A 15627-nucleotide genomic window follows, 5' to 3' on the forward strand; every position below is an offset into this window, starting at 1 on the left:
CCAATCGCTACATATACACATTTAACACCAGAATCTTTTTGATTGATGATGGCATCAATCGCTAAAGCAGTTTTACCGGTTTGACGGTCACCGATAACCAATTCACGTTGACCACGACCTACTGGGATCATGGCGTCAACTGATTTATAGCCAGTTTGGATTGGTTGGTCGACCGATTGACGTTCAATTACGCCCGGTGCAATTTTTTCAATAGGTTCAAAACCGTCAGCATCGATAGCGCCTTTGCCATCGATAGGTGCACCTAGTGTGTTTACAACACGACCAAGCAGGTTACGACCTACTGGTACTTCTAAGATACGTCCAGAAGATTTTACTTTTACGCCTTCTTGTAAGTCAGCGTAAGGACCCATTACTACCGCACCTACAGAGTCACGCTCTAGGTTCAATGCGATAGCGTAACGACTACCTGGAAGCTCAATCATTTCGCCTTGCATTACGTCCGCAAGGCCATGGATACGGATAATACCGTCGGTAACACCAACAATAGTTCCTTCATTTCGAGCTTCACTTACTACTTCGAACTTCTCAATACGTTGTTTGATTAGTTCGGCAATTTCAGTGGAATTCAGTTGCATGCTCTTTTCCCCGTTATGCTTGTAACGCGTCTGATAGACGGTTTAATTTACTACGAAGTGAACCATCAATTACTGTGTCGCCTGCTTTAATAAGCACACCAGCAACCAGTTCAGGATCCACGCTACAATTCAGCTTAACTTTTCGTGCCAGACGTTTTTCAAGAGACTTACCGATATCTGTTTGCTGTTTTTTATTAAGTTTGACTGCTGAAGTAATATCAACGTCAATCTCTTTATCAAACTCAGCCTTAAGCTGATTAAACAATATAGAAATATCAGGTAACGCTTGTAGACGTCTATTTTCAGCCAAAACCTTTACTAGATTTTGACCCTGTTGGTCGAGTTGTTCGCCGCACACGCCATTAAAAATTTCAGCTAGCTTTTCTGCTGCTATCGAACCAGTTAATAAAGACTTAACTGTTTCGTTTTTCGAAACTTCGGCAGTAAACACTAGCATTTCTTGCCACTGTGCAACGGTTTTACTCTCGACCGCGTAATCGAACGCAGCTTGGGCGTAAGGGCGAGCGATAGTTGTCCATTCAGACATAGCTCATTCTCCCTTATAGCTCAGCGACAAGTTTTGCAACTATGTCACTTTGTGCCGCAGCATCAATTTCACGTTCTAGGATCTTTTCAGCACCGGCAACAGCTAAAGCAGCTACTTGTTTACGTAACTCTTCTTTTGTGCGGTTTCTTTCTGCTTCGATCTCTGAGAATCCCTGAGCAATGATTTTTTCACGCTCGGAATGACCACGTTGCGTTTCTTCGTCAACAATTGCTGACCCACGCTTTTTGGCTTGCTCGATGATATCTGCTGCTTGAGCTTTCGCTTCTTTAAGCTGATCAGTGGCTTTAACTTGTGCTAGCTCGAGGTCTTTTTCACCTCGTTCAGACGCAGCTAAACCATCAGCAATTTTTTGTTGGCGTTCTTCAATAGCACCGATAATAGGCGGCCATACAAACTTCATGCAAAACCACACAAAGAATATAAATGCTATTAGTTCACCAAGTAGAGTGGCATTGATGTTCAAGACCGCTACTCCTCTTTAATAGTTCGTTAAAAGAAATGGATAACTACTATTGAGCACCAAGTACGAACAACATATAAAGAGCGATCGCAACACCGATCATCGCGATTGCATCAATAAGACCTGCTACGATAAACATTTTGACTTGAAGAGTAGCTGCAAGCTCAGGTTGGCGTGCTGCCGACTCAAGAAATTTACCACCTAAAAGACCGAAACCAATCGCTGGTCCCAATGCACATAGACCAATCAAAATACCAACTGCGATATATAGATTACCTAAGATTTCCATAGATTTTCACCTTTGTGTTTAAGTTAAAATTAAAAAAAAATTGTTAAAAATAGTATTTAAGGCTTCCTGCCTTCCCTTTACGGGACAGCGTTATGCTGTGTAATTCTTTCCAGAATAATTAGTACTCAGAGCGTCCTGCTCTCCACTCTTCGAGCCAGCTAAAGCCGTTCTAGATTTTTCCAGAAAATTTAGTGTTCTTCACTCGCTAAGCTTAAGTACACGATGGTTAACATCATGAAAATAAAAGCTTGTAGTGGAATAATCAATAAATGGAATGCAGCCCAGATAAAGTGTATTGGCAATTGCCATAATCCCATCGTGCCCGCAATCAGAATAAAGATAAGTTCGCCAGCGTATAAGTTACCAAACAAACGTAAGGATAAGGATAATGGCTTAGCAAACAGCGCAACTACTTCAAGAAGGAAGTTGAACCAATATAACCAAGGTGTATTAAACGGATGAGCATATAACTCTTTCAAAAATCCGCCTACGCCTTTTATCTTAATTGAATAGAAAATCATTAGGATAAATACGCCAATAGACAAGGCGAAAGTCATATTTACATCAGTAGTAGGTACCACTTTCATATATACGTCGTGTGGATCAACACCGAAGCCGTAATAACCAATTTGGCCAGCAAACCATGGTAGGAAATCGACGGGAATTAAATCCATCAAGTTCATCAACAATACCCATACAAATATGGTTAAAGCCAATGGAGCGATTAACTCACTTTTACCGTGATAAGTACTTTTAACAGTGTCGTTAACAAAATCGACAACTATTTCTACAAAAGCTTGCCACTTTCCCGGTACGCCCGTTGTTGCTTTTTTTGCAACTGAACGAAAGCTTAAAATAAATACAAAGCCCAACACAATCGACCAAGCTAATGTATCAATATGGAAAGTCCAAAAACCTTCACCTACTGTTGCATTAGTTAAGTGGTGCTGAATGTAACTGCTAATGGTTTGTTCGCCACCAGTATCTGCCATTTTATCATCCACAATTTTAAAGTTAAAAATCTGTACTCAGTCGCGTTTTCGAATTATCTACGATCAACACGGCTAATAAATATAATAATGGGCCATTGGGCCATTAAAGTTACGACATAGCTGACTATCAGCGGTATGGGTTGTAGATTTGGCCATTTATACACCACTACAAACAATACAATCGTAAAAATAAATTTAAGCTTGCTACCTTTGTTAAAACTCCGCACTACTAGCTTATTTTGACTAGCACCGGCATATCTAAACGCTAACAAGGCAAATACCATTCCTGGTAACAAACATATCAACCCACCGTAAAGCGCTGATATCCCTGAATTTTTCCCAGAAAAAAGGGTAAAAATAAAAGTTAACAAAATGGCAATTATGCTTTGATAAAAAAGCACTTTTGTAGCCAACTGTCGACCTTCTTGGGTCAAGCTAGTTGCCAATTGAACCCTCGATATGTTTAAACCCTAACAAAAAGCGCCAAAAGTATACTTTACTGGCGCTGTTTTACAACACTAAAGTCTAGATTGGTGCACAAAAGCACTAATATGGACATACCTACAAAACCTTTGTTTTTGTAGGGAATATGGATTTGGATTATTTTAGATCTCTACTTATTGCACGTTACTTCAACATAGTTTGCAAAAATTGAAAAATAGGCAGTCGTTATGCTTAACATTTTGTATGCTTATTTAAGCTTAATTTACTTAATATGTCCTAGAATTCCATCAAGCTGGTCAAGACTGGAAAAGTTAATCACTAACTTTCCTTTACCTTTCGCATTATGCGCAATACTGACTGGAGCACCTAGATTTTCAGATAATTCTGTTTGCAAACGCTGAACATCAGGATCTTCTTTAACCAATGGTTTTTCTTTAGCAGGTTCGAGTAACCGGCGAACTAAATTTTCTGTATCTCGAACTGTAAGACCTTTTCCGGAAACAATTTGTGCGGCTTCGTTTTGAGCATCACCTTCAAGGGCTAATAGCGCTCTTGCATGACCCATTTCAATATCGCCATGTTCTAAAAGTAATTTCACATCATCGTTTAGATTATTTAAGCGTAATAAATTGGTTACAGTCGTTCTGGACTTGCCAACAGCAGTCGCTACTTCTTGATGTGTAAGGTCAAATTCAACCATAAGACGATCAAGGGCTTGCGCTTCTTCCATCGCATTTAAATCTTCACGTTGAATATTCTCAATTAACGCAATAGCAACGGCTGATTCATCGGGCACATCTTTAATTAAACAGGGAATAACATCTAATTGGGCAATTTGAGAAGCGCGCCAACGTCTTTCACCGGCAATAATTTCATATTTATCTTCAGAAATCTGGCGTACAACTATAGGCTGAATAATACCCTGGGAACGAATAGAAGAGGCTAAATCTTCGAGAGCTTCGGATGACATATCTTTTCGCGGCTGATATTTACCAGGCTGCAAAAACTCCACTGGAATTTTTTGCAATTCACCTTGTTGCTCTGGTATTTCTGAACCGGTGCTTTTACCTGATTGACTGGTTGCCAATAACGCGTCGAGCCCTCTTCCTAACCCTCTTTTTTTCGCCGACATGTCTTCCTCTGTTTTAACTTTTATATTTGTTATTTATTTAGCTACTTTTGCAGCTTTTCCACGTCTTAATATTTCGCCAGCCAAAGCTAAATAAGCTTTTGCGCCTGTAGACGATTTATCATAATACATGGCTGGTGCACCAAAACTAGGTGCTTCTGCCAATCGCACATTTCTGGGGATTACTGTTCTGTAAACTTGGTCGCCAAAATGACGCTTAAGTTGTTCAGATACATCATTTGCCAACCTATTTCTAGGATCGTACATAGTACGCAGCACACCTTCAATTTTTAATTGCGGGTTAACCACCGATGCTAGTTTTTTAATAGTATCCATCAAAGCCGTGAGTCCTTCGAGGGCATAATACTCACACTGCATCGGCACTAATACCGAATCAGCAGCGGCCATAGCATTGACTGTTAATTGATTTAACGAAGGTGGACAATCTATAAAAATGTAGTCGTAGTAGTTTTTAACCGGTGCTAAAGCGTTTCGAAGTCTTACTTCACGAGCAAATACTTCCATCAATTTAATTTCAGCAGCGGTGATATCACTATTACCCGCAATAAGGTGATATTTTCCTGAAGTTTCTTTAATTAATACTTCTTCAATGGGCTTTTCTTCAATCAATAGTTCGTAGCAAGTGTTATCTACGTTGTACTTATCTACACCACTGCCCATGGTCGCATTACCTTGGGGATCGAGATCAATCAGTAAAACTTTGCGTTTTGTGGCCGCCATTGATGCCGCTACATTAACAGCAGTTGTAGTTTTACCCACTCCACCTTTTTGATTAGCAATTGCAATGATTTTGCCCAAGATATTTGTCCATTTTTTATTTAGAAGGCCAGAACAGAAAAGACATTTAATCGACTAAATATCTTGGAAATAGTTTCTAGCCAACTGATTGTTTTTTAATTTTGACAATGTGACGTTCGCCTTCAAGGCCTGGCACGTCCAATTTAATTGTTTCTTGCAAAATAAATCCTAAAGGTAACTCTTCAAGCTCATCTTTAGGAAGTTGACCTTTTAGTGCAAGAAAAACACCGTGAGAATTTACCAGATGTTGGCACCAGTGCAACATATCTTTTAACGAAGCAAAGGCTCGGCTCAATACGCCATCAATTTCTTCGCTAGGTTCAAAATCTTCAACTCTTGATTGTACCGGTTGAATATTGTCGATTTTTAATTCGTAAGCTACTTGCTTCATAAAACGTACACGTTTACCCAAACTATCCAATAAAATAAATTGTTTATCTGGGCACATAATAGCCAATGGTATACCTGGTAACCCTGGCCCAGTGCCTACATCAATATAAATAGTTTTATCTAAATAGGGGGCAACAACTATTGAATCAACAATATGTTTGATCACCATTTGTTGAGGTTCACGGACAGAAGTTAAATTATAAGTTCTGTTCCATTTATGCATCATCAATACATAATGAATAAGCTGCTGTTGGTGTTCTTCAGTAACTATTAAGTCACAATTTTTTAGGCTGTCTTTTAAAACAGTTAATAATTCGTTTTCTAGGGTGTGTTGATCATTCATTAAGCTGAAATTTTCTTATTATCTGCACTAGTACCGATTAGTAAGCCATGTTTTTTTAAATACACCAAAAGCAATGACACAGCGGCAGGAGTAATGCCGGATATTCTTCCCGCTTTACCGATAGTTTCTGGACGAGAATCGGTTAATTTGGCCACGACTTCGTTACTTAATCCTGAAATTTGACTGAAATCAAAATCCATAGGGATCAGGGTATTTTCATTACGCATAGTTTTAGCAATTTCGTCTTTTTGTCGTTCTATATATCCAGAGTATTTAATTTGAATTTCGACTTGTTCAGCGGCTTGTTCATTTTCAATTCCGGGACCAAAAGCTTCTATTTGCATTAATTTTTTATAGGTCATTTCCGGACGACGGATCAAATCTTCCAATCTATTTTCTTTAGTAACTGGATTTTTTAATAAAACATTTAACGCTTCTGTAGACTCGTGTGATGGATAAACCCAGGTAGATCTGAGCCGCTGTCTTTCTAATTCAATGGCTTCCAATTTTAGATTGAAATCTTTCCATCGTTGTTCGTCAACCAAACCAATTTCGTGACCTTTGGCCGTTAGACGGATATCTGCATTATCTTCTCGTAATAACAAACGATATTCAGCTCGGCTAGTGAACATACGATAAGGTTCTTTGGTGCCCATAGTGGATAAATCGTCGATTAATACTCCCATGTAAGCTTCGTCGCGACGTAATACAAATTCATCTTTTTGTTGTACTTGTAACGCAGCATTAGCGCCTGCTATCAAACCTTGTGCGCCAGCTTCTTCATACCCGGTTGTACCGTTTATTTGACCTGCAAAAAATAATCCATTGATAAATTTAGTTTCTAAGGTTTGTTTAAGATCTCGAGGATCGAAAAAGTCATATTCGATCGCATAACCAGGGCGCACAATGTGCGCATTTTCAAAACCAACTATGGAACGTACGAAGTCCATTTGAACGTCAAACGGCAAACTTGTAGATATACCATTTGGATACACTTCAATACTGTTTAAACCTTCTGGTTCTACGAAAATTTGATGGGAATTTTTATCTGCAAAACGATGAATTTTATCTTCAATAGACGGGCAATATCTTGGTCCAATACCTTCTATAACCCCAGTATACATAGGTGATCTATCTAATCCACCACGAATGATATCGTGTGTTTTTTCATTTGTGTGGGTGATGTAACAAGGGATCTGCTGCGGGTGATCACTGGCTTTACCCATAAATGAAAATACTGGAACAGGTGTATCACCATGTTGTTTCTGCATCACATCAAAATTAAGAGTACGTGCATCTAATCTAGCGGGTGTGCCTGTTTTTAAACGATCAACACGAAAAGGTAAGGCACGTAAACGATCTGCCAATGCGATCGAAGGAGGATCGCCAGCACGGCCTCCTTTATAGTTTTCCATACCAATATGTATGGTACCGCCTAAAAACGTGCCTACGGTGATAACAACGGTCTTAGCATGGAATTTAAGACCCATTTGTGTCACAACACCAACAACGCGATCCTGTTCAACGATCAGATCATCACAAGATTGTTGAAATAAGGTTAGGTTTTGTTGATTTTCAATAAGTTTACGAATTTCATTACGGTATAAGGACCTGTCTGCTTGAGCACGTGTAGCACGAACAGCAGGGCCTTTACTTGAGTTTAGTGTTCTGAATTGAATACCTGCTTTGTCGGTTGCCATAGCCATAGCACCGCCTAAAGCGTCTATTTCTTTGACTAGATGGCCTTTGCCTATTCCACCAATAGCTGGGTTACAAGACATTTGCCCAAGGGTTTCAATATTGTGTGTTAGCAAAAGAGTACTTGCGCCCATGCGTGCAGAGGCTAATGCAGCTTCTGTACCTGCGTGGCCACCACCGACAACGATTACGTCAAAGTGTTGTTGATAAAACATGCTTTACCTCTAAAACTAAATGATCAATGTTACCCACGTAAAATGGGTCGCATATTCTATATAGATTTTAGCGTAAGTAAAATGCTTAAAAACTATTCAATTAGTGTTTTTTGATCCCTTAATCTTTATAAGATCTCTTAGATCTTTGTTTATTATTACTATTATTAAGCAGCCATTTTTCTGTTAGTAAGTCACTATTATTTAATTAAATCAGATGGTTACAGAGCAGTAAAGTATGTTAATAAAGTTTGATCAAACTGGTATAAAGTGGGTATAAGTAGCTGTTTTATCCACAGGGTAGTTTTGTTGGAATTGTATTCAGTGGATATAAAGTAGTTTTACATGAGTTATACATAAAATAATCCACAACTAGTAACAAGTTTTGATCTAACTGTGTGTAACTTGTGATCAAATATTTGTAAATACACAGTTAGATCATGATTTATAAGGGAAAGATCAAAATAGACTAAATTTCTTTGATCTTGATGCTGCCACCGCTAGTTTTTAAAGTTAATTTTGGGCCACCACCATTTATTGATCCTCTAACGGCCATTTTTTTCACTTTTCCGTCTATTTCGAAGTCACTTTTTACCCGTCCACCACTAGTTGATGCATGAATATCTAGTTGAATATCTGAAAACAGGTAGGCAGTAATTGAGCCACCTGAAGTAGTGAGTTTGGCATCTTCTGTTAGTTGTTTATCGATTGTCACCTTAATGCTACCGCCTGATGTGTGTGCATCTAAATCACCGCTAATAGTTTCTGTGTGAATTGATCCACCAGAGGTATGAAGTTTCACATTACCAATTATGTTACCTACATTGATAGAGCCACCAGAAGTAGTAGCATTAAGCTCACCTATTAAATCTTCAACGGATAAGGAACCACCAGATGTATTTAATTTAACATTATAATTTTCTGGGATCAGTAGGCTAAATTTTACTTTAAGATTTCGAGGCCAACGATTTTTCTTTTGAATTTCGCCAATAATGGTTAGGTTGCCATTTGATAGTTCATGACGATAAGAAAATTGGTTTTTTTCATTATTTTCAATAGTAATTCTTAGCTCTATTGTTGCTTCATCATATGTTTCTATCTTGATTTAACCGTTGTCGGTTTTAACGGTTAATTGGCCGCCCAAATCTACATCGAACGTTTCGGAGAACGTTTCAGCAAATAGAGTAGTGGAATAAAATAATGCACAATAAATCAATATTGCGTTTAGGTAGGTAGCCAGTTTGAATGAGCTTTTCATTTTAAAATCCTTTGTGTAATCTTTTTAGTCAACAAAGGATGAGTCGCGGCTAACACCTAAAAAGTTTAAACCGATTGTTACTATACCCATACCACCTCAAAATTCCGAATTCAGCGGGAGTTTAAAGCGGTTTAGGCGAGGCGGCTATTTGAAGACATAGTGGTCTAAGTCAAAAATGGCCAACGAAGTATAAATCGCTTTAAAACCCGCCCGAAGGGAACGTCTTGGGCACTCCACTTCTTCGTTGCGCCAATTCAGAAGGTGGCCGACATTCAGTCATTGACGCGCCTTGAATTGAAGCGCCCAAGTCGTTCTGAAACGCGCATTTTGAGGTGGTATGGGTAGATATGTATTTTTTACTTAACCTGGTTTGGACGATAGCCCGATGTAGACTGAGGTTGTTGGGGTTCTGGCTGGGTAGGGATTATTTCTTTTCGTCTGCTTGGACCGGAAAATTTAACTTTATAGGTATCGTATTCTTTGATTGATTCAAAGCAATAACGGCCTAATGCGTTTTCTAATTCAGCAAGATTATGGTTGGTGATCATAATGCAATTTTTGTGATTAGCCAGTCTCTGTCTTAGTACATTGCCTAGCCAGCTTTGGGCGTTTTTCTTTAGCACACTTTCGTTAACGCAAACTTCATCAAGTATCAGTAAGTCCACATCGAGCAATTCCTGATTAATCTCACGAAACTTTTGTCCTACATTATCTTGAGCATTGTAATCGTAGGAAAAAAAGCGCATTTCTAATATGGTTGATAATTGTCTGTATAGAACCGAAATCTCATATTTTTCAATCAGTTCATGTGCAATGGCACCAGCAGTATGAGATTTTCCGCGGCCATAATCGCCGTAAAATATCATCATATGTGCACCGCTTTTGCGCCAGTTCATATCTTCATGGGCAGCGATAAAAGATTTGGCAATACTGACCGCTTCAATTACGTCATTGCTGTCTTCAATTAAATTAGCGAAAGTCCATTTTGCATTCAGTTCAGAGCGACCTTGAATGTCTTGAATTCGTTGCTTCTTACCCTCTCGTTGTAGCTGTTTAACATCGCGGTTAGCTAAAGCTTCGTACTCAGATCTTAAGTCCCCGTAATTAGTATAATTTTCAGGAACATATTGGCGACCGAGTGCTTTACCTAATCTTTGAATTTTGTCTTTAATGCTGTCCACGAGTTTTATTATTCCGATTATTTAAAAAATAAAAATTAACTAAGAATTTGTTTTACTATATTTGGCCACTAAATTTTTAGCGTTTTCGTCCGCAACTATACCTGCTTTTGTTTGCACTATTTGTTGACCTACTTTTTGCACACTTTTAAAACCATGTGCAAGACGCATTTTTTTCAAATTAAATACAAACCTTTGAGTCCATTGATATTCACTAAATTGAGACTCTGGTCTACCTAGCCAATAAGCAATAAAATCGCCTAACTCAGTTGTTGAGTAATCATAATCAATAATACCCACTAGTTTGGCTAAATCACTGATTAATTTTTGATTAGGTAGCCAATCAAGGTGCATTGTATGCCAATTTAGATGTAACTTTGAATACTCATCTACTTTCATTGTAATGAGAGGCAGGACAAGGGTTTTACCGTTAAAACTATGGTTAAGTTCTACCTCGTTCTGAAAATTCACTAAACCAACACTCAGTAACTCCTTTATTAAACTATTCACTTGCCGCCCTAAAGTGAATTTATCTTCTTTGGCATTTAAAATGGATAGTAACGACTTGTAGTTTAATACTAAGGATAGTCCGCTGGATTCATCAGCAGTTGGTTTTAATCCAAGGATATAAAGTATACGAGCGTCATTGCTCAAAGGCTGAAGCAGGGCGGTTTGTTCTGCTTTATTTAATTGCATAAAAATTGTTTCGGTTATTATGCTTATTGTTCATTATTTTTTAGCCAATTGTTAAGCCATGCAACTGCTGCGTCTTCCGGGATAGGATGATTGAGTACATCAATATGCAGAGCAGGGTGCAATAATGTTGCACCCCCACTAAGCATAATATTTTCTAATTGTATGGATCCATGGCAATAAGTATCATAACTACTATCCCCTAAACCAATGACTAAGAAAGTGTGTTTGGACAAGTTTTGGTTTTTTAATTGTTCAGCAAAAGGCTGAATATTATCTGGCAGATCACCGGCGCCATGAGTAGATGTACAAATTATCCAATTTGTATTGTGATCTAAATCCGCTAACTTTGGGGTTAGATGAATTTCTGCACTATGGGTGTTTTTTAACAAAACTTCTTGTAATGCATCGGCCACATATTCACTAGCACCTAATACACTGCCTACAATGATTTCAAACTTAGCCATTTATTTACTATGTCGTGTGTTTAATTTCAGCATTGTACATTGTGATTAAGAGATCAACACAGCTAATTCCGTCCCTATATTCCACCTAATATCACTATTTTATGATTGTTTATCACTTAACTATTTTAGTTATGCTGGTTTTAATCAATATTTTGCCTGAATTAGACAATTACAAATAGGCATTTTATGCAACGTCGCTATGATTTGGAATGGTTAAGAGTATTCGCTTTTGCTGTTTTGCTGTTTTGATTTTTTATCACATCGGTATGTTGTATGTGGCTGATTGGGGGTTTCACTATAAAAGCCAATATCAGAGTGAATTTCTGCAAAATTTGATGCTGTTGGTTAATAGATGGCGCTTGCCTTTACTATTTTTTATTTCTGGCGTCGCTTCTCGCTATTTATTGCAAAAGTATTCACTTATTCATTTTGCTAAGGCACGTACATGGCGTTTGTTATTACCATTATTGTTTGGTGTATTGGTGATTGTGCCACCGCTACTTTATGTAGAAATGACAGCAAAAGGAGATTTGAATATTGGTTATTGGGATTTTTACCGCGCCTTTTTTGATTTAGATAATTCATTATTTGCTAATTATCAGTCTGGGATATTGCCACATATAGATGTAAACCATCTTTGGTATCTGCGCGAGTTATGGTGCTTCTCATTGCTGCTGTTAGTTATTCATCCCTTTTTGACTTTGCTTAAGGTGGATAAGTTACTGGATTATGTTGGGTATAGGTTTGGTTTTGGAGCCATTGTATTTTTACCGGTTATTTGTTTATCAGTCGCTGCAATATGGTTATTTCCAGAGTCTGATGAAGGGATTAGGATAGCCCGTGGGTTTTGTTTCTTTTTGTTGGGTTATCTTGTTTGGCAAAGAGAAAGTTGGTGGCAGCCTATCTTAAAGTATCGACGACTCTACTTGAGTCTATCTCTAATAAGTTATGTAGGATTGTTATGTTATTACCATCTTTTTTGGTTAACACGCACTGAACCTCTAGTTGGTGTGTATGCAGGATTAGAAACGTTTTTATTCATAACCAATCGCTGGGTATGGGTTTTAGCTATTTTAGGCTATAGCTATGCTTACTTAAATAGGCCAAGTTCTTCATTAAGTTATTTTGCTCAAGCGGTTTACCCCAGTTATTTGTTTCATCAAAGTGTGCTTATAGTGGCTGCTTTTCTATTAACTCCACTAATGTTGGGAGCCTTCGTAGAAGGATTTTGGGTAATAGCGATAACGATTAGTTTTTGCTTAGTGAGTTATGAATTATTAAAGAGAATTAATATTATCAGACCACTAGTTGGTATATCGTCTGAAATTCCTGAAGCAGAATATTCATTATTAAATAAAATGTTTAGGCTAATAGGATGGGTATTAATAGTCGCCTTAGGGTATCTAATAATATTTTGAGAATGATTATTTTCGAAATACTATTTACCAATACAAAAGGAAGAAAATATTTTGCTGAGTAAATCGTCAGAGCTGAACTCACCAGTGATTTCATTTAGGTATTGTTGGGTGATACGTAGTTCTTCAGCAAGTAATTCTCCAGCAAGGTTATCTTCCAATTGATGTTTGCCTAAATATAAGTGTTCTGCTGCTCTATCTATAGCATCAAGGTGACGTCTGCGTGCGATAAACTGGCCTTCAGAGCTAGCATTAAATCCCATACAATCTTTTAGGTGATCAGTTAAATAGGTGAGTCCCTGTTCGTTGCTAGCAGAGAGCGAAATAACAGGGTAGTCACCGCTATCATCAAAACCAACAGATTCATTTGAAAGATCTATTTTATTTCGGATAACACTTAATCCAATATTTTTAGGGAGCTTTTGGTAGAACTCTGGCCATATTTTTTCAGGGTGAGTTTCTGTAGATTCAGTACTGTCCAACATAAACAACACGCGATCAGCTTGGTGTATTTCTTGCCATGCTCGTTCAATACCAATTTTTTCTACCTTGTCTGGGCTATCCCGTAAACCCGCAGTATCAATTATATGTAATGGCATGCCATCAATATGAATATGTTCCTTGAGTACGTCACGAGTCGTGCCAGCTATATCTGTCACAATAGCGGCGTCTCTTCCTGCTAAAGCGTTAAGAAGACTCGATTTACCTGCATTAGGTTTACCAGCAATAACTACTCGCATCCCTTCTCTAAGAAGTGCTCCTTGTTTGGTTTGCTGGCGTAATGTTTCAAAGGATTGAATAATGGTTTCTAAATCTTTTTGAATTTTACCGTCGCTTAAAAAATCAATTTCTTCATCTGGAAAATCGATAGCGGCCTCGACATACATACGCAAGTGAATCACCTGCTCAACTAACACATGTATTTGTTGTGAAAACGCTCCTTGTAGGGATTGTAACGCGCCTTTTGCTGCTTGTTGGGAGCTAGCATCAATTAAATCAGCAATGGCTTCGGCTTGTGCTAAGTCTAATTTATCGTTTAAGAATGCTCGTTCACTAAATTCGCCTGGTCTAGCAATACGTATCTTGGGTATTTGTAATATGGCATTTAGCAACATGTCTAATACCACTTGACCACCATGCCCTTGAAGTTCAAGCACATCTTCACCGGTAAACGAGTTTGGGGCTTTAAAAAATAGTGCTATTCCCTGATCAATTAGGTTGTTGTTTACATCAGAAAAAGGTAAATATTCTGCTTTGCGAGTGTCGGGTAACTTACCCAATATTGCCAGCGCAGATTCACTGGCTAGATTGCCAGATATTCGGATTATCCCAACTCCACCACGACCAGGTGCGGTCGCCTGGGCAACAATTGTTTCTTGTTGTGATGATAGTCCTGAAGCAGTCATAGTTTGTTTAGTCTCGGAAATTAGTAAATTGTAATGGTTGGTCTAAATCGGCACCTTTTGCCAATGCCATAACTTGCTGTAGGTCGTCACGTTTTTTACCTGTGACTCGTACTTGTTCACCTTGTATTTGGGCTTGCACTTTTAGTTTGGCATCTTTTATAAGTTTGATAATTTTTTTGGCAACTGGTTGTTCTATTCCTTGTTTAAAGGCGATCGCTTGTTTGTAAATTTTACCAATGTGTTGTACATCTTTTTCTTCAAAGGCTGCGGTGTCTACTGAACGTTTTACGCATGTACCACGCAAAATATCGAGCATTTGCTTGAGCTGAAAATCATTGTCAGCGGTCATAGTCACTATACTTTCCTTTAACTCGAAATTTGCTTGGACACCTCTAAAATCAAAACGAGTAGTTAATTCTCTATTTGCGTTGTCGACAGCATTAAGAAGTTCGGCTAAATCTATTTCTGAAACGATATCTAATGATGGCATATGTATTTCTCTGTCTTGGGTTTGTTGTGTTTATTGTATGCACAAAAAAGCCCGTTTTATACGATAATTAAGTATAAAACGGGCTTTTATTCTTTTAGAACTACTTGGTTTTTAAACCACGTTTTTCCATTGAAGCGTAAATTATCTTAGCTTGAATTAATGTAATAACGTTACTTATTAACCAGTAAAGTACTAAACCTGCTGGGAATATAAAGAAGAATAGACTCATAGCAACTGGCATAAACTGCATGATTTTTTGCTGCATTGGGTCTGTCATTGTCATAGGTTGTAGTTTTTGTAATAAATACATACTCAAACCAGTTAATACAGGTAATACAAACGCTGGGTCTTTTGCACTTAAATCAGTGATCCAGAATATAAAATCAGCATGCCTAAGTTCAACACTTTCAAGCAGTACCCAATACAAGGCTAAAAAGATTGGCATTTGTAGTAGTAGAGGGAAACAGCCACCCATAGGGTTGACCTTGTCCTTCTTATACATTTCCATCATAGCCTTTTGCATTTTTTGCTTATCATCGCCGTAGCGTTCTTTGAGTGCATCCATTTTAGGTTTTAGTGCACGCATCTTGGCCATAGATTCGTATTGCTTTTTGGTTAGGGGATACATAGCCCCTTTAACCACTATAGTAATGAGGATAATAGAGAATCCCCAGTTACCGACTATGCTTTGAATAAATTGTAAGAATGAGAAAAGTGGCTGAGATATCATAAACAAAAAGCCATAGTCTACAGTTAGGTCAAGACCTCTTGCGATACCAG

The 15627-nt window shown here is 38.1% G+C and carries 18 protein-coding genes and 1 pseudogene; 1 reads left to right on the forward strand and 18 read right to left on the reverse strand.

Translation table 11 applies throughout. From position 1 onward, the window contains the following. The 15 genes and pseudogenes from QZ488_RS18345 to mioC form a co-directional block, all read right to left on the reverse strand. Positions 1–596 (reverse strand): annotated as a pseudogene (locus tag QZ488_RS18345) (F0F1 ATP synthase subunit alpha); the annotation flags it as partial. 13 nt (positions 597–609) lie between these two features. Beyond that, positions 610–1143 (reverse strand): F0F1 ATP synthase subunit delta, encoded by a 534-nt coding sequence (gene atpH / locus QZ488_RS18350; protein ID WP_293751469.1) that lies wholly within the window; start codon positions 1141–1143, stop codon positions 610–612. A gap of 13 nt (positions 1144–1156) precedes the next feature. Next, a complete protein-coding gene (gene atpF / locus QZ488_RS18355) occupies positions 1157–1627 on the reverse strand; it encodes a F0F1 ATP synthase subunit B (RefSeq protein WP_293751470.1) in 471 nt (156 codons plus the stop codon). A gap of 46 nt (positions 1628–1673) precedes the next feature. Next, on the reverse strand, positions 1674–1913 hold the full coding sequence (atpE, locus tag QZ488_RS18360) for a F0F1 ATP synthase subunit C (protein ID WP_293751471.1): 240 nt from the start codon (positions 1911–1913) through the stop codon (positions 1674–1676). A gap of 188 nt (positions 1914–2101) precedes the next feature. After that, positions 2102–2905, reverse strand: a complete 804-nt coding sequence (gene atpB / locus QZ488_RS18365) for a F0F1 ATP synthase subunit A (RefSeq protein ID WP_293751472.1) — start codon at positions 2903–2905, stop codon at positions 2102–2104. Between the two features lie 53 nt (positions 2906–2958). Continuing rightward, positions 2959–3351, reverse strand: coding sequence for an ATP synthase subunit I (locus QZ488_RS18370; protein ID WP_293751473.1), 393 nt, complete (start codon positions 3349–3351; stop codon positions 2959–2961). Positions 3352–3611: 260 nt separating this feature from the next. Further along, a complete protein-coding gene (locus QZ488_RS18375) occupies positions 3612–4481 on the reverse strand; it encodes a ParB/RepB/Spo0J family partition protein (protein ID WP_293751474.1) in 870 nt (289 codons plus the stop codon). Positions 4482–4514: 33 nt separating this feature from the next. Next, positions 4515–5297, reverse strand: coding sequence for a ParA family protein (locus tag QZ488_RS18380; protein WP_293751475.1), 783 nt, complete (start codon positions 5295–5297; stop codon positions 4515–4517). Positions 5298–5373: 76 nt separating this feature from the next. Then, complete coding sequence (gene rsmG / locus QZ488_RS18385) at positions 5374–6030, reverse strand: 16S rRNA (guanine(527)-N(7))-methyltransferase RsmG (RefSeq protein ID WP_293751476.1); 657 nt, start codon at positions 6028–6030, stop codon at positions 5374–5376. Beyond that, positions 6030–7943, reverse strand: a complete 1914-nt coding sequence (mnmG, locus tag QZ488_RS18390) for a tRNA uridine-5-carboxymethylaminomethyl(34) synthesis enzyme MnmG (protein WP_293751477.1) — start codon at positions 7941–7943, stop codon at positions 6030–6032. The genes rsmG and mnmG overlap by 1 nt, the downstream gene beginning before the upstream one ends. Positions 7944–8409: 466 nt before the next feature. Next, positions 8410–9045, reverse strand: coding sequence for a DUF4097 family beta strand repeat-containing protein (locus QZ488_RS18395; RefSeq protein ID WP_366509064.1), 636 nt, complete (start codon positions 9043–9045; stop codon positions 8410–8412). Next, a complete protein-coding gene (locus tag QZ488_RS18400) occupies positions 9046–9198 on the reverse strand; it encodes a hypothetical protein (RefSeq protein WP_293751478.1) in 153 nt (50 codons plus the stop codon). Positions 9199–9554: 356 nt separating this feature from the next. Then, a complete protein-coding gene (locus tag QZ488_RS18405) occupies positions 9555–10379 on the reverse strand; it encodes an ATP-binding protein (protein ID WP_293751479.1) in 825 nt (274 codons plus the stop codon). A 39-nt stretch (positions 10380–10418) separates the two neighbouring features. After that, positions 10419–11072, reverse strand: coding sequence for a DnaT-like ssDNA-binding domain-containing protein (locus QZ488_RS18410; protein ID WP_293751480.1), 654 nt, complete (start codon positions 11070–11072; stop codon positions 10419–10421). 23 nt (positions 11073–11095) lie between these two features. Beyond that, on the reverse strand, positions 11096–11536 hold the full coding sequence (mioC, locus tag QZ488_RS18415) for an FMN-binding protein MioC (protein WP_293751481.1): 441 nt from the start codon (positions 11534–11536) through the stop codon (positions 11096–11098). A gap of 209 nt (positions 11537–11745) precedes the next feature. Here mioC and QZ488_RS18420 point away from each other — a divergent pair, with 209 nt between their 5' ends. Then, positions 11746–12954, forward strand: a complete 1209-nt coding sequence (locus QZ488_RS18420; protein WP_293751482.1) for an acyltransferase family protein — start codon at positions 11746–11748, stop codon at positions 12952–12954. Positions 12955–12974: 20 nt separating this feature from the next. Here the strand turns inward: QZ488_RS18420 and mnmE are convergent, their stop codons facing one another. The 3 genes from mnmE to yidC form a co-directional block, all read right to left on the reverse strand. Further along, a complete protein-coding gene (gene mnmE, locus QZ488_RS18425; RefSeq protein WP_293751483.1) occupies positions 12975–14357 on the reverse strand; it encodes a tRNA uridine-5-carboxymethylaminomethyl(34) synthesis GTPase MnmE in 1383 nt (460 codons plus the stop codon). A gap of 7 nt (positions 14358–14364) precedes the next feature. Next, positions 14365–14847 carry a YajQ family cyclic di-GMP-binding protein gene (locus QZ488_RS18430; RefSeq protein ID WP_293751484.1) on the reverse strand — a complete coding sequence of 161 codons (483 nt, stop codon included), beginning with the start codon at positions 14845–14847 and terminating at the stop codon, positions 14365–14367. A 100-nt stretch (positions 14848–14947) separates the two neighbouring features. Further along, the coding region (gene yidC, locus QZ488_RS18435) for a membrane protein insertase YidC (RefSeq protein ID WP_293751485.1) at positions 14948–15627 on the reverse strand (680 nt) is incomplete at its 5' end.

Origin of the sequence: uncultured Paraglaciecola sp., assembly GCF_913020055.1 — a bacterium.
In the GTDB taxonomy this organism is placed as follows: Bacteria; Pseudomonadota; Gammaproteobacteria; order Enterobacterales; family Alteromonadaceae; genus Paraglaciecola.